The organism is Paenibacillus alvei DSM 29, from assembly GCF_000293805.1.
GTDB classification, from domain to species: Bacteria; Bacillota; Bacilli; order Paenibacillales; family Paenibacillaceae; genus Paenibacillus_B; species Paenibacillus_B alvei.
In genome coordinates, this window is record NZ_AMBZ01000001.1 from 1 (window position 1) to 23,192 (window position 23,192).

Here is a 23,192-nt window from a genome sequence, read left to right on the forward strand (position 1 = left end):
GAGCCTCCTACTGGATGCTGTATTCAAAATGATTTGTTATTTTCAGCAATTCGCCCTGTAATAGCTCTTGTTCTACGCGTATCGGTAGCACTACAATCATCCCGTTTGCTAGGAATACTGGACTGTTTTCTGCGTGGAACCCTTGAACTTTTCCGCCATCCGCCAGTGCTGCATAGCCTTCCTGGATTAATGTGAATCTATCACCAACCATAACTACTCTTTCCAACCTGTCTTCGTATTTCCGCATATACGCTGTGATTTTTCCCTCAGTCTCAGCCGTATCCGATTTTGGTATGCTGCTATGGTCGATATAGGTATAGTCATTTTGATACTCTCCGTATATGATTTTGAGAGTCTGGCCCATTTCTGGCTCACGAAGATACACGCCTAGTAACGTTGACAGCACATCGAGTGGTAAGTCTTTAAAACTAGCCAAGTAATGTTTGTTGGTTATGTGATGCCCCTGCTCATCTCTTGTCCATAACAACGTTTGTTTAGCATCTCGCTTGATCTGCTGACATAACTTCTTTGTATTTACTGACATGTCCGTTCCCCCTCATAGATTCCTAGCTCCTTAAATGCTAGAAGTAGTTTTGAAAATGCCGAACTCCTGATCTTTGCGTATGTCACCGCGCTTGTTGGTGGGTCAAATTCAAATGAATAGACTTGCATATCCGTTACTCTATCGCGCTTCATGTACCTTTCACGGATAAGTAGCTGCTCGTCCGGATCTAAGCCTGTAACGATGTCATCAATTGTTCTGCATATATGTGCTTCTACTGGAACCTCTGGTAGATTGAGTTTGTTTAAAATGTTGAATTTTCGGTATCTGATAAAGACATGTTCGATTGCTGCTTTGACCTCTTTATTGGTCATAAAACCACCTTTTCACGTACATATGTTCGGTTTAGGTCATGTAAAGTGTCGCTCCAGTAGTGCATATACTGGTTTCAGTTGCTTATGCTCGTTTGCATTGCAGACCTTTTCTTGATCTGCTCTTTGCGACAATGTTATCTGGGTCTGTTACATAGACCACTCCGTATTCTCTACCGTCTTCGTGAATGCTGTATCTATGGAGTCTTGTGCGTTCTTCCGTCGTTAGGTTCTTGTCCTTCTGGGAATCGAAACGCTTCATATTGACCTCCTAAACAGCTTTATTGATCGATATTTCAATGCGCGGCTTGCTGCTGTATCGCTTTTTCATTGAGACATCCGTCACGCAACTATCGTCACGCCATATAACGCCGTTTAGCGCGTCTTTCACGGCTTTCAGATAGTTGTCTATGTCTGGCTTGGTGACCGGAAGCAAACGACCTTCCTCGGCTTCTACGGCCTTCTTTTTGCTGAAGCTCTTGGGCATCTGTCTGTAAAATGTCACTTCCAGCCGCAATGGTTCTGTTATTAACTCATCCGGTGCATGCTCACTCGCTGCCAACTTCACATAATCCTTGAAGTCTCGGGACTTCTTTGGGTCATATGCCCTTGGAAATCCGCCTGCCGTTGAAAACTTAGGTCGTCCTTGCGCGACTGGGTCACCGTATATCGTAAATTCAATCACGTTGCTAACGCCTCCTATTTTCGTTTCTGAGATCGTTTATTGTTCGGATGATCGAATGTATTAATCTTTCCTTAGAATCGGAATTTGCCTATGTTCCGTTCGCCTGACGCGCTATTTTTGTCATTAGCTCATCGAAACGTTGACGGAAGTACTCTTCCTGTTTGCTTTTCGGGACATTAAACTGTGTTGCCTCTTTGAACATCCTTCTCGTTATGTCATCAGCTCTTTTCAATGCTTCTTCGAGATGATAGTCCCAGCTCTCCCATATTTCTTCTAGCGTTGTTTCTTTTCCCATGGCGTTAGGTGACGGATGGATTCATATGTCACACGCTCCGCCGATGTGATTCGCTGGGCGTAGTAGCGTACAAACTCTGTCCGTATCTCCTTTCGATGGTCGCTGCAAACGGGGACGAGTGCCCATGTCTTAGTCGCTATCTTCTTACAATCCGGTACTCGGCATATCATCGTATTCCCCATCCTTTCTGATGCGGTTCCATATTTCCTTGGAAGCTTGCTGCTTGTCTTCTTCAGTTGCCTGCTGGTCTTGTATCACCATGCATAATTGCAATGTTGTGGCTTCTGCAAAGTTAATCATTTTGAATGCACCCCCGGCACAATGATTTTTGAGTGCTTCCCGTTGTACGTTTTGTATGGCCCGATCTTTTCCATCCTTGCCCGTTCTTCATCGGTCATCTGTCGCTTTGTGACTTCACTAGGCTTTCGAGCTGCATCTTCTGCTGCTATATCGCGCCGTGGTACCGCTCTTACTCCACTGCTTTTATAACCGCTATCCATCATCTATCTCGCCCCCGGATGGTCGTCCTCTGCCGCCTCCTGACTGCAGCATGGGCACGGCCCTATTTTTAAATAGCCTTTAACCAACTGATACATTACTTTCGTTCCTTCGCAAACTTCGCATTTCATGGATTACGTCTCCCTCAAAACCTCTTGTTTTTTATCCGATAGTCTTCACCCTCGAATTTCAAAGGTTTTGTATTCGCCATCATGCGAGAAAAGTTTCGCGGCCCAACTTTACGCCGCAAGTCCTCAGATGTGAGGTTAGTAGTGTACAAGGTATGCCGCCCACTCCTGCCGTCGATAATCTCGAACAGCTTTTCTGTTGCCCAACTATCGCCTTCTTCTTCCCTGCGCACTTTCTCGGCGCCTATATCATCCAGAGCTAGAAAGTCAACTTTCGATAACACATCTAGCAATTCAGCTTCCGTGTAATCCGAATCATCGTGATATGTGCTTTTGATGATCGTTAGTAGTTTGGGCACTGAGATAAACACGGCTACCAATCCTTTTTCTCGCAGCTCCTTACAGACCGAATACGCCAGGTGAGACTTGCCAAGCCCATACATGCCGGAAAAAAGAAGGTTTATAGGTTTGTCGAGTGAAAACTCTTGAACGTATTTATACGCGGTGCTATAGGCATGTTCTAAATTAGGACTCAGGCGTTCATAATTTTCAAAGCATGCATTTTCTAACTCGGGATTAACCGTACTGTATCGATTAATCATGTATTCGATCTGTAATTCCTGATGTCTCAACTTCGCTTCTCGGGCCTGTTCATATTCCCAACACTTGCAACCTCGTTTTCCCCTTGTGATCTTTCCTTTGTTTGGTCCGCCGATAATTGGGGCTTCGATCACGACAACCTCATTACCACAACCGGAACAAATATATCGTTCAACCTCAGAAACCGAAGTCAATCCCGGCATAAGTGTCTTTAATACGTTCCCCAGTGGCTGCACTCTTTCTACCTCCTTTGTCCTTTAATTCGTATACACTTTGCCAACCGTGCAAAATTGACTGCTCCAAGATTGCTATTTTATCTTCATCGTTTGATGCAAGCTTATCCAACTTGTTTAAAAGCAACACAACCGCTTTGTCAGTCATTGGTTTTTTGATCTTCTTACGGAACTCGATGAATGATTCCAATGATTCTAACAATCTAGGATTTGAGGTGTAACCCTCAAATGCGGTCTTATATTCTTTCTTTTCTTTCTTGTCTTTCTTACTTCTTTCTTTACTTTCTTTGTTATTGGTTGGCTGCTGGTTAGCTGCTGGTTGGCTGCTGGTTGCTCGTTGGTTATGTTGTTGGTTGCTGTCATGGTTGTTCTGCTGGTTGACCAACCCCACTTTTGCTTGTAGTGGCGCTGATTCTTGTTGGTTGCCTTGCTGGTTAATCTCTTGGTTATCCTGCTGGTTGAATTTTTCATAGTTTTTAATTCGATAAAGCGTAAATCGTGGATATTTTTGAACAAGCTCGATCATGCCATCTTTAATCATCTTTTGAATAAGTGTCTTTAAGCGTTGCTCACTAATGCCTAACCTTTTGCTCCATTTAGGTCGGCCGAAGATGAATTCTCCTCGGCCAACCTCAATAAGTTGGTCGCCTACTAATTCCATGGATGATTCGTCCCAATACCTAGCCCTAACCAGCATTTCGACCCAGACTTTTAGGTACTCGGCGTCCTTGTAAATCCAATGATCTATAATCTCTCGATGGAGTTTAATCCACCCGTCCATACCACCCACCTACTTGCTTTTTAATGCTGTGTTTATCACTCTTGCAACCATTCGTCGGAAGCGTATGCCCTCGGGCTTCTCGTCCATCCAGTCATGACAATCTGTGCAAAGGTGGAGCAAGTCCGTAACTTTTGTCTTCCATTCCAAATGCTTGCGGCCCGTGAGATGCGCTCGTTCTATTGCCCTTTTCTTGCCGCACAACTCACAGATGCCCTGCGATCTATCTTTCAATTCCGCATCCACAGACGGGCTTATATCGCCCTTCTGCTTTTGCGTCTCCTTTATACGCTTGCTCTTTAGTTGCGCTTCTTTTGAATAAGGCCGAAACGGTAACGTCAAGATCATTCCGCCTCCTTATCAGTAAAGACTTAGCTCCGAAAAATGCTTGATTTGCTTTATCACCTTCGTTGCTCGGCAATACTCGCATTTCTCACAACGATTGGGTTCTACTCGTCCTGACTTAACAGCCTTTACTCGTTCAATGTTGTTTTGCACAATCTGCAGACTGGCTGCTATAACTTCATAATCGAAATAGATAATTTCATGGTCTGGTGGATCTTGTTTAGTTACTACTACCATGTGTGGCAGCAACCAAATATCATTGCCTGTCGCCCGTTTTTCTATCTCAGCGTAAACAGCCATTTGAATCGTGTACCCATAGTGCTCTAAGAAATTCTCATAAGCTTGAACATCCTTGTTCCACCATTTCCCGTCCATTTCTTTGATGGCTTTTAAATCCGTGAAAATCCCAATGTCCGGATTGTAGCTGTCTAACATCACTTTCCAAGGTATGCCGAACAGTTCAGCAGTCATAATGACTTCTTTTTTCCTGCTAGTTTCTCCATAACAAGAGGGTCGTTCTCCAGAACTTCGATCATCCTGTTACAGTATTTATAGTTAGCCTTGAGTTGTCCTTTTGTGGGGCCTTGGCTGCTGTATAAATGAGGGTTATCGGCTTTGAATTCCTCTAAAGTCCCCTCATTCCACGCATGTACATAGTGCCCCTCGTCAAAAGCCTCTTTTTTAGACTCGACAAACTCGCCCTTGATCTTAGCCATTGCTTGAGCTTCACAGCCCCCATACGAGGGAAGGAAGCTCTTAAATTGGCTTACTGACATGTACTGTAGGTTGGCTTCAAGGCTGTAATAGTTCTCCTTAGTTAACTCCATCAGGATCACCCATTTTCGCTTCTAGCATCGTCAGGAATTCTTCTGCTGCTTCTTCGCTCAACTGAGCCAAACCAGAGCCATAAATGGTTTTGCATTGATGTTCTAGTAAATTGATTTTCAGCCCGAGTTTCATCCATGTTTCTCTTATTTTGACCTGTATTTCTTTGGATGCCTTTTGCTCGAATTTCTTCTGGAATGTATCCGGATCGTCTTTATCAGTCGGTATATTGAAGAATTTTAAAATGAAATATTTCTCGCCATAGGTTAACGCCTTCCCTACTCCCTTTTCTCCAGCAATGTCCACTCCTTGTGAATACCATGGACATTCAACTGTCTCGGATGGATTATCAGCATTAACCCATGTCATTGATAGCGTTAATTCGGTGAAATATGTTGTTGTCTTTTTTGGCTTTTCTTTTTCGATAAATTCTACCGTTTCGGTATGGAGTGACTTGTCCAGAATTTTTGGAACCAAAATCAAACCCATTTCATTGATTTTGTCCCTTACAGACGCTAATACTTGAGCACTTCCGGTATATTTGTATTGCAGTGATGACTCTTCTTTTTTAGATAAGAAACAGACTTCCTTACCTCCAGTAATTTCTGATAAATATTCAGCTTCTCAGCGGCCAACTTTACAACCTCCCAAAAAGTGTGTTATTGTGTCCGTAACTAATTTTGTTGATCTGTTGAATTGGTCGCGGCCCCCACCGCGGCCATTTCGTTTTCTGCCTGCTGCAACAACATGATTACTTCCGCTAAATCGTGGCGTAGAAACACGGCAATATCTATGAGTGCTGCAGGAATCGAAACGTTTGTCGTATCATTTTGTAACTGCTCCAATTTGTCGATTGCTTTCCTGATTTCTTCCAAGCTCTCGCCCCCAATCCATTGGTTTACGAACCATGATATAGACCGAACATTCGATAGCTTCTTTCATACATGCCTCGCAATGCGGTTGCTCGTCCTCATACACCAAATACTCTGCCGTACGCCCGCATCCACATTTCGGCCTCATCTTCCTACACCACCATCAAATCCATACTTTCGTCCGATCTCATCCATTTGGGCACTCAATTGCTGTCTTATTTCAGGACTCGGTTCTTCAATAAAGCGATTGTATAATGGCATGTATTCATCAAAAGCTCGTTCAATTTGTGCCCGTTGTTGTATGGTCACGCTCTCGCCTCCCACATTTTCTCTGTCAGGTACACCATATATTCCAACGCTGACATTTTCTCTCCACTAGTCAATGAACGCCAAGATTTAACCTTGATAATCATGCTTGCACCCCCACATCTCCGCGTTTTCTATGTCCTACTGCCAGCAGCTTGTCCAATCTTACCAATGCCTTTTTCCACTGATCCGTGACCGAATCTTTCAAGTTGACCCAATACTCCGAATGGCTTACGAGAGTCGCTACAGTTACACCAAGCAAGCTTACGACTGTCTTTTTGCTCACACTTCGTTTACTCATTTGTCATCCACCTTTCCTATATTTGGCTTTAATATAGTTTCTCTTCCCTATACAATAGAGTTGTCCAGACACCATTGAAGGGATGGTAGTTTATTTGAAACATGATATTTTTGAAATGATTAATACGATTGAAAGATTAAATCACGACTTAACGCCTTCTTTGACAAGATTATTAGAACAACAAAACAGATTAAGAGAGGCTCTTAGACCTGCTACTTCAGCTTTGGCTACTGCTATGGAAGCAAATTATTTGGCATTATCTAAAGTCTCCGATGCTCTTCTTCCTGTAGCAAAGGAATGGGAAGCTGTTGCCGACTTCATTCGGGAACAAGATTATAGTCATTTTTCCATAACTGATTCCTTATCTTCAAAACTGAAAGACTTAATTCAATCAGTGGAAGTAGAACTACCAGATATTAAAGAAGAAATTATCCAAACAACTGCATTCGACATCAACTCACCATCATCTAATAAGAAAATGGATATCGGGCAATTTTTAAGTGTTATTGGCATTATCCTCACTGTTCTTAGCATGTTACACAATCAGCGAATCGCCGATGAAAGCAGCATAGAAGCTCAAAAATTACACCAGATTCAAATTGAACAAGCAGAGAGACATCATATCGAACGTATGGAGCAGGCAGAACGTCATCATCGTGAAGTGACGCAGGCTAATGGCGCAAAATCTTCACCCAATAAGGAATCAGATAATGTACTCGAAGACCTTATTTCTTCGATATTCACTGAGTTACGTTCTTTTTACCTTCTGAAAATACAAGTAATTCCGAAGATCAGTGAGGCTACTTAAAAGATCTCGTGCTCGCTTGATGTTTATTTCAGTTTCTTCGTTTATGTGATTACCTTGTTTGATTTGGTATTCGTATTGCTTGTTCAATTCTTCATACTTTTGATTCAATTTCTCTCGTTGCTCAATCAGTTGTGCATATTGCTGGTTGAGCTTGTTTTTTTCGATATTGACCCAAACATTGAAAGTTATGGACAATGTCAGACCAGCAATTACTACATAAAACATTCGGCGGGTAGGTTTCCCTAAAGCATCCATGTTCATATCCCCTTTCTTAATTAGTTGGCATTGGTACCCAACCTTCTACGTATTTCAATACCCTTTGCAAATCGGTACGCAGTACATCTTTGTAGCTGGTCACTTGGCAGCGGTTCTTAATTTCTCGGTGGAGCTGTCGGAAATACTCGCTTCGCTCTTCTTTGTCTTGTGTAAGGCTGTATACCTTCGAATTGATTGCCTTCTGCAGCCTCCGTTGTTCTCCACTTGCAAGCGTGATCTGCTCGTCCACTTTCTGTTCTACCTGATCTATACGGCTTTCCAACACCGGTACCTTTGTCATCATCTCAGCTGTTTGCTGGAGAGCTATTGCCATGGCTTGATTAGGTGAAAGGCTCGGCACACCACTTTGCAGCTGCTGCCGCATGCGGTCGAACTCCGAAATGTAACGTTCCTTGAATTCCATTGCCCGTTGCCCGGTATATCCCATTGCCAACAGCGTGAAACCTTGTTCAGTAATTAGATACTTAGGCATTTCGCGACCCTGTCCATTGATGTATGTTGACTCGCCAAAATTGGAGAGTCGGAAATCATCACTGCACCCAAGCCCCCGAATGTCTCGAAGCACTTTATCGTGTGCTTTCTCGAACACCTCCGCTACTGTCAAACTGTCTGTTACAACTCGTCCATTATCTACGAATAAAATTTCTTTATTACGTTGTGTATCCATCCATCCTTGCATTGCTGAATTAAACTGATTTTTGTTCATGCTGTTTTATCTCCCTTCTTCTTCAATTTATCTCTCCACTTCATAACATCTTCCTTATCAGCTCTTCTTGAAGTCCCAATACTGTAATTGGGTATGCCGCCCTTCTCAAGCGGTAAGTCAAAGAGGTCATAAACTCGACGTCTATCAATGCCGAAAATATCCGCAATGTTTTGGGCTGACATTTCATCCGGCATCTTGTCCCAGTGGATTACTTTCTCCCTTGACATTACTCATCAACCTTTCTAAGCAGTTGCTCGTTGTTTTGTTTTTCGAGGATCGTCGACTTCTTCGATATAGAAAAAGTCATCAAACCTACCTCCGAATACCTCCATTACACCTGCAATAAATTGATTTCCAGGCGTATTATATTTTTCATGAGTTATTGGAAGCTTAGTTCTCCATACCTGTGTGACATTTACATTTAACAAGTCAGCCAAGTCTTTATCAGTAGTGATGTCTTTATCTATTTGCGCCTTCATTAACTCTTTGACTCTTAGCCGAACTACATATTTTTTCATTTGTTCCCCTTTCTTAATTGCGCCGTCGCAATTATTTTTTACTTTGATTTCGTCCTCGCAATTTGATTATATTACACTGATTTCGACCGCGCAATAGATTGATAGATAATAATTGCGTGCGCGCAATGTTTGTGTTATGATATTTCCAACCATTAGATGAAGGGAGATTTTTGAATCTCAATGAAAGAAATTAAGATCGGTGATTTTATTAAAGATGCACGGCTTGCGAGCGGTTATAACACGAAGAAGGAATTCTCGTTAGTTACTGGCGTTTCACCGGCTACATTGACCAGAATCGAAAATAATACCCAAACTCCTACTCCGGACACTTTATTGAAACTTTCCAAACATTTAAAAAGTGTTACATATGGAGAGTTAATGAAAGTTGCCAACTATTTCGATGGTTTGAAGGAAGAACATGAAGTGTATTTGGTCGATTTCATGAACGAAAACGAGGAATTGGATGAAAAAATTATCGACATGCTGGAGACGTGCTTCATGTACACCAACATGGATAAAGACATACATAAAAAATTGATTTCGATGTTTGTTTCAAACGATGTTCTGGATCTATATGAAAATGCAAAATTGGATGAATTGATTGATTTGTATAGAAGAAATGATTATGACATTGATTCAAAGAAAAACATTGTAGAAGAGCTGAACAAAATCATCATGGGGTATTCCCCAAAATTAAAAGAATACTTTAAACATTGCAAAAAAGTTAAACCGATTCCACTTGTCGGCTCGATTTGTGCTGGTAATGGGCTTATAGCTAAAGAGGAGATAGAAGAATTTATCAACTTCCCATTCTTGAACGATCAACAAATAGACTATGCTTTGAAAGTCAAAGGTGATTCGATGAAGAATGCTGGAATTGAAGATGGAGACATCGTGTTTTTAAGAAAAGCTTCGTGGGCAGAATTTAATGGTCAAATCGTGGCTGTAATCATAAACGGAGAGGAAGGCAGTTTAAAGAGAATTAGTTGGTCTGAAGGCACTCCTAGATTTACTCTATCCCCAGAAAATGAAGCTTATCAGTCCGTGGAGGTGAGCCCAAATGAATTGATAATTTGCGGTGTATATGCAGGGCACTTTAGACCATTTTTGTAAGGAGTGTTTGATTTTGAAAGGTAGTTTTTATAAGCGAGGAAAGACTTGGTCTTTCATGATTGACGTTGGAAAAGACCCTCAAACAGGAGAGAGAAGACAACTCGGCAAAGGCGGATTTAAAACGAAAAAGGATGCTCAAGCTGCAGCTGCCGAAATACTTGCCGAGGCAAATCGCGGAACATATGTCCGAGAGGAAAAAGTAACTTTCGAGGAATTGTCAAAACGATGGTTAGATAACTACAGCAAACATGGAAAACCGAAAAAGGATGGGACAATAAGAGTTAGAAGCCACGAAAGAGATGTCTTGTTAACACGATTTGCTAAGCTGGTTGCTTGTGATATTATGCCTGACGACTATCAAAAAGGATTAAATGAACTAAAGGAAGGAACTGAAGAGAATAAGAAAGGATATTCTGAAAACACACTCTCTGGTGTTCATTCAACAGCTAGAATGATTTTTAAATATGGCGTGAAAATTGGTGCTGTTAAAAATGATCCAACCGAGTACGCTTATGTACCTAAAACGATAAAAACTGTTGAGGAACTTGAAAGGAATAATGAGCTTCCGAATTATTTAGAAAAAGATGAACTTATTCATTTCCTCAACACCGCCCAAATTCATGGTCTTGACAGGGACTATGAGATATTTTCCACACTTTCATTCACCGGGATTCGCGTAGGAGAACTCTGTGCACTCAAAGACACAGACGTTGATTTTGAAGAACATAAGATTCGGATAACAAAGACCTTGTACAATCCAAATAACAACTACAGCAAATACATTCTGAATACACCCAAGACCACATCATCCATTCGAGAAATTGATGTGGAACCTGAAATAATCGAGGGCATAAAAAATCTTCTAACAATTCAACAAATAGAAAAACTAAAAGACCAAAAAGCTACCACGATAAAGGTTTTGTTTTTGCAAAGATCGGTCAATATGCCGGCTATCCAGAAGTAATTAAGATGATTCAACTTAGAATGAAACGTCTTTTAAGATTGGCCGGACTAAATGAAGAGCTTACGCCCCATTCATTAAGACACACCCATACTTCGTTGCTTGCTGAAGCTGGTGTCAGCCTTGAACAGATAATGCAGAGACTGGGGCATGCTAACGACGATCTAACACGAAGAATATATCTGCATATAACCAAGCCAAAAAGAAAAGAGGCTTCTCAAAAGTTCGGAGAACTAATGAGAGCCTCTAAAAAAACGGATTCTGAGTTAACAGATTGTTAACAAGTAGGCATTACCGGCTGTCGAACCCTTGATGCAACAAGGGTTCACGGCCTTATTACATCATGCCGCCCATTCCGCCCATGCCACCCATGCCGCCCATATCAGGCATGCCGGCTTTTTCTTTTTCTGGCTTGTCAGCGATAACCGCTTCAGTTGTCAAGAACATAGCTGCAACGGAAGCTGCGTTTTGCAACGCGGAACGCGTTACTTTCGCAGGGTCAACGATACCTTGAGCGATCATGTCAACCCACTCGCCTGTAGCAGCGTTATAGCCTACGCCAACTTTTTCGTTTTTCAAACGCTCAACGATAACGGAGCCTTCTTGGCCAGCGTTGTCAGCGATTGTGCGAACTGGGGACTCAAGAGCTTTCAAGACGATGTTCACGCCTGTTTGCTCGTCGTCAGATGCTTTTACAGCTGCAACTGCATTATATACGTTCAGAAGCGCAGTACCGCCACCAGCAACGATACCTTCTTCAACTGCTGCACGAGTCGCGTTCAAAGCGTCCTCAATGCGCAATTTGCGCTCTTTCAATTCTGTTTCAGTAGCCGCACCAACTTTGATAACTGCTACGCCGCCAGCCAATTTAGCAAGACGCTCTTGCAGCTTCTCTTTGTCGAACTCGGAAGTTGTTTCTTCCAATTGCGTGCGGATTTGGTTTACACGTGCGTCGATGTCTGCTTTGTTGCCAGCGCCATCAACAACAATTGTGTTCTCTTTTGTTACGCGTACTTGACGAGCAGTACCCAATTGATCGATCGTAGTCGATTTCAATTCAAGGCCGAGCTCTTCTGTAATCACTTGGCCGCCTGTCAATGCAGCGATATCTTGCAGCATTGCTTTACGACGGTCACCGAAGCCAGGAGCTTTAACAGCTACGCAAGTGAATGTACCGCGCAATTTGTTCACTACCAATGTAGCAAGCGCTTCGCCTTCAACATCTTCAGCGATGATAACCAATTGCTTGCCTTGTTGAACGACTTTCTCAAGTACAGGCAAGATTTCTTGGATGTTCGTAATTTTCTTATCTGTGATCAAGATATAAGCGTTGTCCAGAACAGCTTCCATCTTGTCAGTGTCTGTGATCATGTATGGAGAGATGTATCCACGGTCGAATTGCATACCTTCAACCACTTCAAGCTCTGTATTGAAACCTTTGGATTCTTCGACAGTGATTACGCCATCCTTGCCGACTTTCTCCATCGCTTCAGCGATCAACGTACCAACTTCTTCGTCAGCTGCAGAAATTGCCGCAACTTGAGCAATATTTTGCTTGCCTTCGATTGGCTTCGCAATGCTGTGCAATTCTTCAACCGCTGCTTTCACAGCCTTCTCGATACCTTTGCGAACAACCATTGGGTTCGCACCAGCTGTAACGTTCTTCAAGCCTTCGCGGATCATTGCTTGAGCCAGAACAGTCGCTGTAGTTGTACCGTCACCAGCAACGTCGTTTGTTTTTGTAGCTACTTCTTTAACGAGTTGTGCACCCATGTTTTCGAATGCATCTTCCAACTCGATTTCTTTCGCGATCGTTACACCGTCGTTCGTGATAAGCGGAGAACCGAATTTCTTCTCCAATACAACGTTGCGACCTTTTGGTCCAAGCGTCACTTTAACCGCATTTGCCAAAGCATCTACACCGCGAAGCATCGCACGACGTGCTTCTTCAGAGAACAAAATATCCTTAGCCATTAGTGAAACCCTCCTCAATTCGTATCAATATGTTCATTCGTTCATTTTCATGTATGTGATTCAGCGGTTCCCACTCAGGAACCTGATCATGTGATTGCAAAATGAGCGCATACGCTCTACGGCTCTATTAGCCGATTACTGCGTGGATGTCGCTTTCTTTCATAATCAAATATTCTTTGCCTTCAAATTTGATTTCAGTTCCAGCGTATTTGGAGAACAGCACGCGGTCGCCTTCTTTTACTTCCAAAGCCACACGTTGGCCGTCTTTCCACACTCCGTTACCTACTGCCACAACTTTGCCTTCTTGCGGCTTTTCTTTGGCAGTGTCCGGCAATACGATTCCGAAAGCTGTAGTTTCCTCCTTCGCAATTGCCTCGATCAATACGCGTTCACCTAAAGGTCTGATCATGAAAAATAGCCTCCTTTTTAAACAAGAGTTATAAAGTGAAGAATCCGTCGCCCGTTATGTACAGACAATGGCTTCACATCAAATATTGTAATGTGTTAGCACTCGATAGTGGTTAGTGCTAATAACAATTCTTATGATACTGATTTTAACTTTCGAATGCAAGGGGGTATTCGCTTAAAAATTTTTAACTTTTTATATGCAACCTACTCTCCTAGTGCATGAAGTCCTGTCTTTACCAACAAAAAATGCAGGTAGACAGAGTGCAATTCTGATCACACTCTCTCTAGCCTGCATTTATGACTTAGGCGATTGTAGCGTCTGCTGATTCATCGAATTCCTTTTCCCATGCTTGCTGTTCTGCCAATTGCTTACGATAAACGATCGAAGACAAGAACACGCTTAACTCATACAGTACGAGAAGAGGGATCGACACCAAAATGTCTGAGATAATATCCGGCGGAGACAGCATCGTACCTAATACGATCAACACAAAATAAGCAATGCGGCGCATCTTGCGCAAACGCAGCGGATTCAACAATCGAATTCGCGTCAAAAACATAATGACTACCGGCAACTCAAATAACAACGAAATCGGAAGCAGAATATTAAACATAAACGAAAAATATTGCGTAATTCCGTACGTTGCTTGCAGCTCCATATGCTTATTAATCGATGAGGTAAATTCAAAAGCCATCGGAAAGACTACAAAATAGGCAAATGACAGCCCTAATAAAAACAGCAAAAATACGAAGGGCACATAACGAAGTGCCGCGCGCCGCTCTGCTGCTTTCAGGCCTGGACTGACAAAAGCCCATAACTGATACAGCGTAATCGGCAGCGTAATTGCCAAAGCAACAATAAAGGCAAACTTCATATAAATGCTGATTCCATCCCATAGAGAGAAGCCATGCAGCGGCATATTTTTGGCTGGCTCGACACTTCGCAAATAGTTATATATCGGATCGGCAAGGATAAGCCCGCCTACGAGTCCGACAACAAGAGCCACTAGAATCAGAACAATCCGCTTGCGCAGTTCGACAATGTGCTCGACTATCGTCATTTGGTCTTCCTTTTCAATCGACATTCCTACACCAGCCTGTTCATCTCATTGTTGCAATCTTCATTAGGCGTCACAGCAATTGGTGTGACACGAACGAAGCATTACTCCGGCAAGCGCCGCTGAGACTCGGAATTAGTCGTCGAAGCCATTGGCGAAGGCTGTCCAGACTTTTCTACTTCTACATGCTGCACTTCCTTACGCACAGGCTTAGACTCTTCGTCATCCCCCATAATATCGCGTGCACCTGCTTTGAACTCACGTAATGTACGGCCAAATGCGCGCCCCAGCTCAGGAAGTTTATTCGGTCCGAACAATAACAAGGCAATAATCAACAGCAACAGAACACCTGAAACGCCGATTCCGTTAAACACCTTGTAACTCCACCTTTCATCGCCCCTATAAAATAAAATGCTATGATATTCATCATAACATACTAGATATGTAGAAAATACCAATGAACTGTAACAAATTTATGAAAATCGTTCCAGTTTCGGCATATCACTCGAATTCATCCGCGCTGCTCAGATTCCCGCTTACTGCATATAAAGCATGCGGCAGCTGATCAATAATCGCCAGCAAATGATCATGAACACCCTTAGGGCTTCCTGGCAAGTTGATAATAAGTGATTTTCCTCTAATCCCGCATACGGCACGAGACAGCATTGCTTTGCGGGTTCGCTGCATCGCTGCATATCGCATAGCTTCTGCCAAACCGGGTACCTCTTTATCGACGACCTTCATTGTCGCCTCAGGAGTTACATCTCGCGGAGCCAATCCATTGCCTCCCGTTGTAATAATTAAGTCTGCTTGGAAATAGTCTGCCATTTCAATTAATGATGCAGAAATATCGTTAATCTCATCAGGCACAATTCGGTACTCTACAACCTCACCATGCAGCTCTTCTTCCACCAGTTCACGGATAACCTGTGCGCTGGTATCCTCTCGCTCGCCGCGTGAACCTTTATCACTTGCTGTTAAAATCGCCACTTTCCAAAGCATGTTCACTCCTCCTTCCGCCATCGCCACGCCAAGTTTATGGAATCATCTTTTATTCACCAATATACTGGATATATCCCTCTATTTCTTCATTATTCAAAGGGGTTCGTCTTTCCTCTCTATATGGTAAACAGGTTGCTGCTGCAATCCAAATTCGAGTTCTTCCCCCAGAATCCTTCTTTGCTCACAAAAAATAATGCCTTGTTCGGAGATGAGCAGATCGACACCAATATCGTGTGGCTCCATTGGCACTTCATCCGTAATCTGCCAAGAATAGATGCAGCTTATCCGTACAACAGAAAAATTCTCCTCGTCTTTTTGATTATGCATACCCTGTTCCATAAAAGTCTGCCAAAATCGATCGTAATAGCCTGCCCCTAGTCCGAGTCTGCCCCCTGTGCGGTCAAAAGCAATTCCGGGAACAATGATAACGTCAAGGCTTCCCCATTCTTCAACTAGCAGCAAGCCTGACTGGGGTTCTGGTTCATGAAGGCCAAAGTTGCTTTCTATTAGCCTCGTCTCGCTATCCCAACGATGCAGTGTCATGGTTCTAGTAGATGGAACCGTGCGCGGCAAGTAAATGTTGTCTCCGGCATGCAAGCATTCTGTCAGCAATGGCTTTATGTCCAACTCCCTGCCAAACGGCCAATAGCCAAAAATGCGAAGTGGACGCTTCAATTGTGCTCGAAGCTGCATGAAATAAGCAGAAGCAAGCTGACATGCACCTGTACTGGATATAAAATATTCTTTCTCCATTACCGCCTTACGGCGTTGTTTGAATCGTTCTCGAAGTATGCCTTTATCTGCCGTGGACTCCAATTGAACTCCCTCCTCGGACAATGCAAAGTCTCTTCGCTGTATATCACCTATGTATGCTCATTTACTCGCATTTTCACTTGTTTTCACCATTTTCAACCTTAGTTTACCATCCTTGCTTCATTTCCGCCAGCTATACACAATCATTCGCACTAACTGTCGCACCACTCTATATTAGATATTGGGAAACGTAAAGATTTCGCACTTTTTCGCATTTTCATGTAAACTTAAAGGGATATGTTCAGTCTGGGATGCCACATTATTCATTGATTGAACTACCTCTTTAGACATGTTAGTTTGCCCAAAACGGAGGAGATACCGATGCTGCTTCAAGCGAACGGCATATGTAAAAGTTACGGGATTACCCCCGTGTTATCGAACATTACATTCCAAATTTTAGAACGCGAGCGGATAGGCTTGGTTGGAGTAAATGGTGCCGGCAAGTCCACGCTTCTACAACTGATTGCTGGAGAATTGACACCCGACGACGGCATCATATACAAATCGAAGGAGACTCGCATCGGCTATCTTGCCCAACATACCGGTCTCCATTCGGAACGATCGATTTGGGAAGAAATGATGTCCGTATTCGCTCACCTTACCGGGGCTGAGCAGGAACTGCGGGAGTTGGAGCATCTAATCGCAGATCCAGCGATAGCCGAGGATGAATCTCGATATGAAGAAACCTTGCGTCGTTATGCGGAACGGCAAGACTGGTTCCGTCAGCATGGCGGCTATGAAATGGAAACGCGTGTACGCAGTGTGCTACATGGAATGGGATTCGGCCAAATGGATCCTCACGCCGTCCACGTTCATACTTTAAGCGGCGGACAGAAGACCAGACTTGCACTTGCTCGTATCCTGCTCCAGCAGCCTGATTTGCTTCTGTTGGACGAGCCGACGAACCATTTGGATATTCACACCCTTACATGGCTCGAGGCTTATCTGCGTTCCTATCCTGGCGCTGTCCTTGTTGTATCTCATGACCGCTACTTCCTGGACGCGATGGTAACAACGATAATCGAGATCGAACGCCATCAGGCAAAGCGTTATACAGGTAATTATACGAAGTATATTGAGTTGAAGGCATCTGAGTATGAGCAACAAATAAAGCTATACGAAAAGCAGCAGGTTGAAATCGCCAAGCTCGAGGACTTTGTTCAACGCAATATCGTTCGCGCCTCCACAACAAAGCGCGCTCAAAGCCGCCGCAAAACACTTGAGAAGATGGAACGGATCGATAAACCGCTAGGTGATTTGAAGCGTGCAAGCTTTAGCTTCGAGATCGTGCGACAGAGCGGCAAAGATGTACTTAAAGTGGATGGAGCTGCCGCATCCTATGGAAATAACCCGCCATTATTCCGTAATGTCGGCTTCGAATTGAAGCGCGGGGAAATGGTTGCACTTATAGGACCTAACGGAATTGGCAAGTCCACACTGCTGAAAGCTTTGACCGGCAAACATGATCTTTTAGCAGGACAAATCAACTGGGGTACAAATGTTTCAATTGGTTACTATGATCAGGAACAGACGAATTTGAACCCGAATATGACAGTGCTAGAAGAAGTATGGTCTGCTTATCCGCATATGGAGGAAGTTCGCATTCGAACGGTTCTCGGAAGCTTCTTATTTAGCGGAGATGATGTACAGAAGAAAGTCGCATCTCTAAGCGGAGGAGAAAAGGCTAGAGTTGCACTTGCCAAGCTAATGCTCCTGCAAGCAAATGTCCTTATTCTCGATGAGCCGACCAACCACTTGGATTTATTCAGCAAAGAGGTTCTCGAATCTGCACTCATTGACTATGAAGGGACGCTGCTCTTCATATCCCATGACCGCTATTTCTTGAACAAAATGGCTGAGCGGATCGTCGAAATGAGTGCAGAAGGAACGTGTCATTTCCTAGGAAATTATGACGACTATGTAGAGAAGAAGCAACAGTTGGAAGAAGATAAAGAACTGCTCTCCTCAAAATCTGTACAGCCAAGCAGGCCTGCCTCATTCCAAAGCGGCACTGTAGATAGCAAGCTAGAAACAGCTCCTACGGGATCAGCCGCTTATGAAGCAGACAAGCAGTCGAAGCGTGAAGAACGTGCGCGCCAACGGAAGTTGGAGCAAATCGAGAAGCAAATTGCAGAGTTGGAAGCAGAGATAGCTGCCCGTGAACTGGAGCTAACTGAGCCCGATGTATTTAATGATTACGTACGTGTCCAGTCCATTCAGGAGCAGTTAGATGCAACCAAGGCGGCTCTTGATGAAGTATACGCGGAATGGGAGCTTCTTATGGAAGCATGAGCCCATGACCGTCATACAGCAGGATGGAGGGGTTCCCAACCGGGAATCCCTTTTTTCATCCATCACCAAAAGGCCCGTACAACGTAGTTATACGAATTAAGTGATCCGAGCTACCGTCCCATTTGTCATTTCCACTAGCTCCATGGGTGTTAACTGGAACACAGCTTGGGGATGGCCTGCCGCGGCCCATATCACCTCAACTTGCATTAAATCCTCATCAATTATTGTAACAATGGGATCTTTATGAGTAATTGGCGGCACACCTCCAATAACAAATCCTGTATGTTCTCGGACGAAATCCGCATCAGCTTTGCCAAGCTTTTCGTTTAACAAATGGCCGATCCTCTTTTCATTTACGCGATTTACTCCGCTTGCCACGACGAGCAAGGGAAGATTTGCTTCTTTTCTCCGAAAAATTATCGACTTTGCAATCTGTGATAATTCGCAACCGATTGTATTCGCGGCTTCTTCTGCGGTTCGTGTACTGTCAGGCAGCTCTATAACCAGATTAGGCAGCCCCATTGCAGAAAGCTTGTCCTGTACGGATTGCGCACTCCCTTTGAGCTTACTCATACCAATCCCTCCTACAGCAAAAAAACAATTCATCCAATTTCTCTACTCATATTTATAAAACGAATAGGTTCGGCGATGAGTACCTCCTCAGCACCGAACCACGAATAACAACAGACATATTTTTCCTCTGTCCATTATTAGCATTTTCGTACAGGTTCATCTAGCTCAACATTATTTTCATGAGTATATAAAGCAGCATCAGCATTCGTTATTAAACCACAGTTTATACACAACAATATTTTTATGAAACAACAATCACTTTTTCATATTCTGCTCAATTTTCGTTGGTATATCAATGTTTTTATTTTGTAAACCAACATTATCCACTGTTTTATCCACATTATCCACAATTCCAGTGTATTCCATCAGGGAAGTTATCCTTTTTTTCACCAAAATTAGATCCTTAGTCCTGTAAGGAAGAAAACGTTTTATCCACATTTTCAACGGAATATGTGGATAACTTTGTCCACACTCAGATTACGAAACCCCAACAGCCCCCGCCTTAACAGCAGAATTTTGCTCGTAGAGCTGACCTCGAACAGCTTGGTTGCACGCAGCCACATAGGCCTGAGCCGCTGCCATTACGATATCTTGATGCATCGCACTTCCCTGATAGCGAAAATCGTTGCAAGATACCGTCACGATTGCCTCACCAGCAGCATTTTCCCCTGAAGACAAAGAATGAAGCTCCAAGTCCTCAAATTCAATAAGCTCGGAGAAGGACTGTGCAATTGCACGTATTACCGCTTCAATAGGTCCGCTTCCGACACCAGCATAAGTGCGTTCCAATCCAGTCTCCTGCTCCTTGATGACAACAGATGCTACACGGCTGCGCGAGCTTCCTGCAATAACTTGAACATCAAGCAGTTCAACAGCCTCAAGCTGTTCATTCAACGTTTCTCCGATACAGTGCAGCAGTTGTTCATCGGTTACAACCTTTTGCTGATCCGCCATCCGCTTAAAGCTGGCATATACATCATCTAATTGACTTGCATCAAGTGTGACTCCGTATTGAGCAGCTTTATGCTTAAGTGCATGGCGCCCTGAATGCTTACCGAGAATTATCATATGATGCGGAATTCCCAGTTGAACGGGATCCATGATCTCGTAAGTGCTGCGGTTCTTAAGCAAACCATCCTGATGGATGCCGGACTCATGCTGGAAGGCATTGCGGCCCACAATTGGCTTATTGAAGGCAATTGGGTAATGCATCATCCGGCTGACCATACGGGACGTCTCGTACAAATGCTCTGGTCGAATTTGTGTGCCCACTCGCAGCGCATCATTTCGCGTATTCAGCGCCATTACAAGCTCTTCCAGCGCGCAATTTCCAGTTCGCTCTCCAACCCCGTTAACCGTCACCTCGATTTGGGTTGCTCCAGCTTGTATAGCGGCAATACTATTCGCAACCGCCAGACCAAGGTCATTGTGGCAATGGGCGCTGAATTGAACCCCGTCTGCTCCACGCGCCCCCTGTCTTACTTTGCGGAACAATGCTCCATACTCCTCGGGCAGCGCATAGCCGACCGTATCCGGCAAATTAATAATCGTAGCCCCTTCCTCAATAGCTGTTTCTACTAGCTCAATTACATAATCGGAATCGGCACGTGTCGCATCCATAGCCGTGAATTCTACCCGATCTACAAATTGCTTGGTATAGGCCACCATTTCCCGGGCCATTTGCTTCACTTCTGCACGGGACTTGCGCAGTTGATACTGTAAATGAATATCTGAAGCAGAAAGGAAGAGATGGATGCGTCTCTTCGCCGCATCTTCTGTTGCATGAACAGCAGCATCGATATCCCCCTCGACTGCACGTGCAAATCCACAGATTTCAACCTCAGGGAACATTCTAGAAATACGTTGCACTGCCTCAAATTCACCTGGACTGGAGATGGGAAATCCAGGTTCTATGACATCCACTCCCAATGCAGCCAGTCGTCCTGCAAGCTCAAGCTTCTGCTCCAACGTTAAGGCTGCACCCGGCGCCTGTTCTCCATCCCGCAGGGTAGTATCAAAAATTCGGATCATCTTCTCGTTGTTCATGGACATAGATAATTCCTCCTTATTTTGTTGAAGCTTTGAAATCAGTTTTCTGAGCGTATATTTCTTTTCTCGACCTGTGCTGCAAAGAACAAGCCTGAAACGGCTTTTAGAACACAAAAAACCTGCCATCTCCGTTACTTGGAGACGACAGGTTATATGCCGCGGTACCACTCCGATTGAAGGACATAAGTGCATGAAGCGATTAATCGCCTGCCTTATGAAGCCCTTCCTCTCAAATCCTAATAACGGCAGGCACCGTAACAGCCTATCGATACATGAAATGAAGACGTTCTATAGCCCTTCATGCCATCATGTTCGTTCAGCTGTTCCACTCCCAGGCGAGTTCAGACCTTACCGCCACTGCGTCGCATCTCCCCGCAGCTTGCTGTGAGACCGTTCGAGTCCTACTACTCCTGTTCGTCGTGTGTAAATCATTAATATCTTGTTGTAGCATTCTTTATTCATTATCACTGTGAAAATAAAAAACCTGCCGTCTCATTAGAGACGACAGGTGATCTGCCGTGGTACCACTCTAGTTGATGAACTTCATCCTCGCGAAAGATGAAGCTTCATCCGCTTCATGCACATGACGATTCAGAATCAGAACATAACGTCTCAATCCTATCGCCACGCACGCCCTATGACGGGGGCAGCCGTATCCGCGTACTCCATTCCGCCGATCCGCTCACAGGCGAGTTCAGGCTTGCTGCCGCCGCGTCGCACCATTCCCGCAGCTCTCTATAGGCCAGCATATTCCTTACTGCTCCTGATCTTAGCGTTTTACCGTATTTCCCATTCCATGGAAGGATTTAGGTTTATTGACTATTATATTGCCCTCGCTTCAAATCGTCAATACCTAAATTATCTTCACACATGGATACGGGACATCCCCTTTACACAGACCATGCTTCTAATGAGAACGATGGCTCTGCCTTAAAATCAAGCGGCGTCGATTGACCATTCTTCCACTTCAAATATGCAGCAGCTCCAATCATTGCCGCATTGTCCGTACAATATTCGAAAGGCGGGATCAGCAATGGAATCCCTTCATCAGCGCAGCGCTCTGTCAATGCAGCCCGCAAGCCGCGATTGGCGGCCACCCGCCGCACAGCAGAAGCTGCTTCGCACCGTATTGCTTTACGGCTCGCATGGCTTTTTCAATCAGTACATCGATGACAGATAGCTGGAACCCTCGAGCAATTCCAGCATAATTCGGTTGATCACCCTTCATCTTGGCCTGATTGACTGCATTCAATACCGCAGATTTCAACCCGCTGAAGCTGAAATCATATGATTCAGGATCCAGCCATGCACGCGGCATTTCCACCTCTTCCGTTGATTCGACAGCCAAGCGGTCGATATGCGGGCCTCCCGGGTAAGGGAACCCGACGGCCCGCGCTACCTTGTCATAAGCCTCGCCTACTGCATCATCTCTAGTACGTCCGATCACCTGGAACTTGCCCTCTTCCTGCAAAAGCACAAGTTCAGTATGACCACCGGATACAACGAGAGCCATACACGGGTATTCAAGCTCTTCTGCCAGCCGATTCGCATAAATATGCCCCGCAATATGGTGAGTGCCAATAAGAGGAATATCCAGCGCCATCGACAGCGACTTAGCGGCAACAACGCCTACAAGCAGTGAACCGACTAAACCTGGACCTTGTGTTACAGCTATAGCGTCCACATCCTCCATGGTAATGCCTGCTTCCTGAACAGCCTGCTCCAGCATGACAGTTATCGTCTCGACATGCTTACGGGAAGCAATCTCGGGGACGACCCCACCGAAGCGGCGATGAACGTCAATTTGACTGGATACCATATTGGACAGCACTTCTCGACCATCGCGAACGATAGCAACCGACGTTTCGTCGCAACTCGTTTCGATAGACATAATCATGCAAG

The 23,192-nt window shown here is 44.2% G+C and carries 30 protein-coding genes, 2 pseudogenes and 2 other annotated features; of the genes and pseudogenes, 5 read left to right on the forward strand and 27 right to left on the reverse strand.

Annotated features, from left to right (window positions below):
* Nucleotides 1-7 precede the first annotated feature (7 nt).
* The 14 genes and pseudogenes from PAV_RS00005 to PAV_RS00060 all read right to left on the reverse strand — a co-directional run bounded on the left by PAV_RS00005 (nucleotide 8) and on the right by PAV_RS00060 (nucleotide 6,739).
* On the reverse strand, nucleotides 8-544 hold the full coding sequence (locus PAV_RS00005) for a hypothetical protein (RefSeq protein ID WP_005542498.1): 537 nt from the start codon (nucleotides 542-544) through the stop codon (nucleotides 8-10).
* Nucleotides 535-876, reverse strand: a complete 342-nt coding sequence (locus PAV_RS00010; protein WP_005542500.1) for a hypothetical protein — start codon at nucleotides 874-876, stop codon at nucleotides 535-537. The genes PAV_RS00005 and PAV_RS00010 overlap by 10 nt, the downstream gene beginning before the upstream one ends.
* 82 nt (nucleotides 877-958) lie before the next feature.
* Complete coding sequence (locus tag PAV_RS34315) at nucleotides 959-1,135, reverse strand: hypothetical protein (RefSeq protein WP_005542502.1); 177 nt, start codon at nucleotides 1,133-1,135, stop codon at nucleotides 959-961.
* Between the two features lie 9 nt (nucleotides 1,136-1,144).
* Nucleotides 1,145-1,558, reverse strand: a complete 414-nt coding sequence (locus PAV_RS00015; protein WP_005542504.1) for a RusA family crossover junction endodeoxyribonuclease — start codon at nucleotides 1,556-1,558, stop codon at nucleotides 1,145-1,147.
* A gap of 439 nt (nucleotides 1,559-1,997) precedes the next feature.
* The gene (locus PAV_RS34320) at nucleotides 1,998-2,153 is read right to left on the reverse strand and encodes a hypothetical protein (protein WP_005542506.1); all 156 of its coding nucleotides are present in this window, start codon (nucleotides 2,151-2,153) and stop codon (nucleotides 1,998-2,000) included.
* Nucleotides 2,150-2,356 (reverse strand): hypothetical protein, encoded by a 207-nt coding sequence (locus PAV_RS00025; protein ID WP_005542508.1) that lies wholly within the window; start codon nucleotides 2,354-2,356, stop codon nucleotides 2,150-2,152. The genes PAV_RS34320 and PAV_RS00025 overlap by 4 nt, the downstream gene beginning before the upstream one ends.
* A 140-nt stretch (nucleotides 2,357-2,496) precedes the next feature.
* The gene (locus PAV_RS00030; RefSeq protein WP_005542512.1) at nucleotides 2,497-3,315 is read right to left on the reverse strand and encodes an ATP-binding protein; all 819 of its coding nucleotides are present in this window, start codon (nucleotides 3,313-3,315) and stop codon (nucleotides 2,497-2,499) included.
* The gene (locus tag PAV_RS32020) at nucleotides 3,257-3,973 is read right to left on the reverse strand and encodes a hypothetical protein (RefSeq protein ID WP_163979656.1); all 717 of its coding nucleotides are present in this window, start codon (nucleotides 3,971-3,973) and stop codon (nucleotides 3,257-3,259) included. The genes PAV_RS00030 and PAV_RS32020 overlap by 59 nt, the downstream gene beginning before the upstream one ends.
* A gap of 129 nt (nucleotides 3,974-4,102) precedes the next feature.
* On the reverse strand, nucleotides 4,103-4,438 hold the full coding sequence (locus tag PAV_RS00040) for a hypothetical protein (protein ID WP_005542517.1): 336 nt from the start codon (nucleotides 4,436-4,438) through the stop codon (nucleotides 4,103-4,105).
* Nucleotides 4,439-4,450: 12 nt separating this feature from the next.
* Nucleotides 4,451-5,262, reverse strand: a pseudogene (locus tag PAV_RS37455) (PD-(D/E)XK nuclease-like domain-containing protein).
* Complete coding sequence (locus PAV_RS00050) at nucleotides 5,249-5,863, reverse strand: ERF family protein (RefSeq protein ID WP_081505642.1); 615 nt, start codon at nucleotides 5,861-5,863, stop codon at nucleotides 5,249-5,251. The pseudogene PAV_RS37455 and the gene PAV_RS00050 overlap by 14 nt, the downstream one beginning before the upstream one ends.
* A gap of 71 nt (nucleotides 5,864-5,934) precedes the next feature.
* Nucleotides 5,935-6,135 (reverse strand): hypothetical protein, encoded by a 201-nt coding sequence (locus tag PAV_RS00055; protein WP_005542524.1) that lies wholly within the window; start codon nucleotides 6,133-6,135, stop codon nucleotides 5,935-5,937.
* A 141-nt stretch (nucleotides 6,136-6,276) separates the two neighbouring features.
* Nucleotides 6,277-6,441 (reverse strand): hypothetical protein, encoded by a 165-nt coding sequence (locus PAV_RS34325; protein WP_005542526.1) that lies wholly within the window; start codon nucleotides 6,439-6,441, stop codon nucleotides 6,277-6,279.
* Between the two features lie 100 nt (nucleotides 6,442-6,541).
* Entirely contained in the window at nucleotides 6,542-6,739 is a 198-nt protein-coding gene (locus tag PAV_RS00060) for a hypothetical protein (protein ID WP_005542528.1), read from the reverse strand.
* Nucleotides 6,740-6,833: 94 nt separating this feature from the next.
* Here PAV_RS00060 and PAV_RS00065 point away from each other — a divergent pair, with 94 nt between their 5' ends.
* Complete coding sequence (locus PAV_RS00065; protein ID WP_005542529.1) at nucleotides 6,834-7,547, forward strand: hypothetical protein; 714 nt, start codon at nucleotides 6,834-6,836, stop codon at nucleotides 7,545-7,547.
* Here the strand turns inward: PAV_RS00065 and PAV_RS35180 are convergent.
* From PAV_RS35180 to PAV_RS00080, 4 genes are read right to left on the reverse strand one after another with little or no spacing between them, the layout of a single operon-like run.
* Nucleotides 7,488-7,802, reverse strand: coding sequence for a hypothetical protein (locus tag PAV_RS35180; RefSeq protein ID WP_005542530.1), 315 nt, complete (start codon nucleotides 7,800-7,802; stop codon nucleotides 7,488-7,490). The genes PAV_RS00065 and PAV_RS35180 overlap by 60 nt on opposite strands.
* Before the next feature lie 16 nt (nucleotides 7,803-7,818).
* Complete coding sequence (locus PAV_RS00070; RefSeq protein ID WP_005542531.1) at nucleotides 7,819-8,529, reverse strand: Rha family transcriptional regulator; 711 nt, start codon at nucleotides 8,527-8,529, stop codon at nucleotides 7,819-7,821.
* Nucleotides 8,526-8,756, reverse strand: a complete 231-nt coding sequence (locus PAV_RS00075) for a MerR family transcriptional regulator (protein WP_005542532.1) — start codon at nucleotides 8,754-8,756, stop codon at nucleotides 8,526-8,528. Before PAV_RS00075 ends, PAV_RS00070 begins: the two co-directional genes overlap by 4 nt.
* 15 nt (nucleotides 8,757-8,771) lie before the next feature.
* Complete coding sequence (locus tag PAV_RS00080; protein WP_005542533.1) at nucleotides 8,772-9,047, reverse strand: hypothetical protein; 276 nt, start codon at nucleotides 9,045-9,047, stop codon at nucleotides 8,772-8,774.
* 180 nt (nucleotides 9,048-9,227) lie between these two features.
* On the opposite strand from PAV_RS00080, the gene PAV_RS00085 reads away from it, so the two are divergent.
* From PAV_RS00085 to PAV_RS35710, 3 genes are read left to right on the forward strand one after another with little or no spacing between them, the layout of a single operon-like run.
* A complete protein-coding gene (locus PAV_RS00085) occupies nucleotides 9,228-10,160 on the forward strand; it encodes a helix-turn-helix domain-containing protein (protein ID WP_005542535.1) in 933 nt (310 codons plus the stop codon).
* A 55-nt stretch (nucleotides 10,161-10,215) separates the two neighbouring features.
* Entirely contained in the window at nucleotides 10,216-11,124 is a 909-nt protein-coding gene (locus PAV_RS00090; protein ID WP_238555724.1) for an Arm DNA-binding domain-containing protein, read from the forward strand.
* Nucleotides 11,124-11,402 carry a tyrosine-type recombinase/integrase gene (locus PAV_RS35710; protein WP_420798657.1) on the forward strand — a complete coding sequence of 93 codons (279 nt, stop codon included), beginning with the start codon at nucleotides 11,124-11,126 and terminating at the stop codon, nucleotides 11,400-11,402. The genes PAV_RS00090 and PAV_RS35710 overlap by 1 nt, the downstream gene beginning before the upstream one ends.
* A gap of 55 nt (nucleotides 11,403-11,457) precedes the next feature.
* On the opposite strand, the gene groL is transcribed toward PAV_RS35710, so the two are convergent.
* From groL to PAV_RS00125, 6 genes are all read right to left on the reverse strand, one after another.
* Nucleotides 11,458-13,095 carry a chaperonin GroEL gene (gene groL, locus PAV_RS00100; RefSeq protein WP_005542538.1) on the reverse strand — a complete coding sequence of 546 codons (1,638 nt, stop codon included), beginning with the start codon at nucleotides 13,093-13,095 and terminating at the stop codon, nucleotides 11,458-11,460.
* Between the two features lie 127 nt (nucleotides 13,096-13,222).
* On the reverse strand, nucleotides 13,223-13,504 hold the full coding sequence (groES, locus tag PAV_RS00105; protein ID WP_005542539.1) for a co-chaperone GroES: 282 nt from the start codon (nucleotides 13,502-13,504) through the stop codon (nucleotides 13,223-13,225).
* Between the two features lie 301 nt (nucleotides 13,505-13,805).
* Complete coding sequence (gene tatC / locus PAV_RS00110; RefSeq protein WP_005542540.1) at nucleotides 13,806-14,588, reverse strand: twin-arginine translocase subunit TatC; 783 nt, start codon at nucleotides 14,586-14,588, stop codon at nucleotides 13,806-13,808.
* Between the two features lie 77 nt (nucleotides 14,589-14,665).
* Nucleotides 14,666-14,935, reverse strand: a complete 270-nt coding sequence (locus PAV_RS00115) for a twin-arginine translocase TatA/TatE family subunit (protein WP_005542541.1) — start codon at nucleotides 14,933-14,935, stop codon at nucleotides 14,666-14,668.
* Nucleotides 14,936-15,062: 127 nt separating this feature from the next.
* Nucleotides 15,063-15,563, reverse strand: coding sequence for a MogA/MoaB family molybdenum cofactor biosynthesis protein (locus PAV_RS00120; RefSeq protein WP_005542542.1), 501 nt, complete (start codon nucleotides 15,561-15,563; stop codon nucleotides 15,063-15,065).
* 93 nt (nucleotides 15,564-15,656) lie between these two features.
* The gene (locus PAV_RS00125; protein ID WP_005542543.1) at nucleotides 15,657-16,379 is read right to left on the reverse strand and encodes a 5-formyltetrahydrofolate cyclo-ligase; all 723 of its coding nucleotides are present in this window, start codon (nucleotides 16,377-16,379) and stop codon (nucleotides 15,657-15,659) included.
* A gap of 318 nt (nucleotides 16,380-16,697) precedes the next feature.
* Between PAV_RS00125 and PAV_RS00130 the strand changes: the two genes are divergently transcribed.
* On the forward strand, nucleotides 16,698-18,668 hold the full coding sequence (locus PAV_RS00130; protein WP_005542544.1) for an ABC-F family ATP-binding cassette domain-containing protein: 1,971 nt from the start codon (nucleotides 16,698-16,700) through the stop codon (nucleotides 18,666-18,668).
* Nucleotides 18,669-18,764: 96 nt separating this feature from the next.
* Here PAV_RS00130 and PAV_RS00135 read toward each other — a convergent pair whose 3' ends face one another.
* The 3 genes and pseudogenes from PAV_RS00135 to tsaD all read right to left on the reverse strand — a co-directional run bounded on the left by PAV_RS00135 (nucleotide 18,765) and on the right by tsaD (nucleotide 23,187).
* Complete coding sequence (locus PAV_RS00135) at nucleotides 18,765-19,241, reverse strand: YbaK/EbsC family protein (protein ID WP_005542546.1); 477 nt, start codon at nucleotides 19,239-19,241, stop codon at nucleotides 18,765-18,767.
* Nucleotides 19,242-19,718: 477 nt separating this feature from the next.
* A complete protein-coding gene (locus PAV_RS00140; RefSeq protein ID WP_005542550.1) occupies nucleotides 19,719-21,293 on the reverse strand; it encodes a 2-isopropylmalate synthase in 1,575 nt (524 codons plus the stop codon).
* Nucleotides 21,294-21,424: 131 nt separating this feature from the next.
* Nucleotides 21,425-21,717 (reverse strand) — a binding site (T-box leader).
* Between the two features lie 67 nt (nucleotides 21,718-21,784).
* Nucleotides 21,785-22,070, reverse strand: a binding site (T-box leader).
* Between the two features lie 110 nt (nucleotides 22,071-22,180).
* A pseudogene (gene tsaD, locus PAV_RS00145) lies at nucleotides 22,181-23,187 on the reverse strand (tRNA (adenosine(37)-N6)-threonylcarbamoyltransferase complex transferase subunit TsaD).
* Nucleotides 23,188-23,192: the final 5 nt, after the last annotated feature.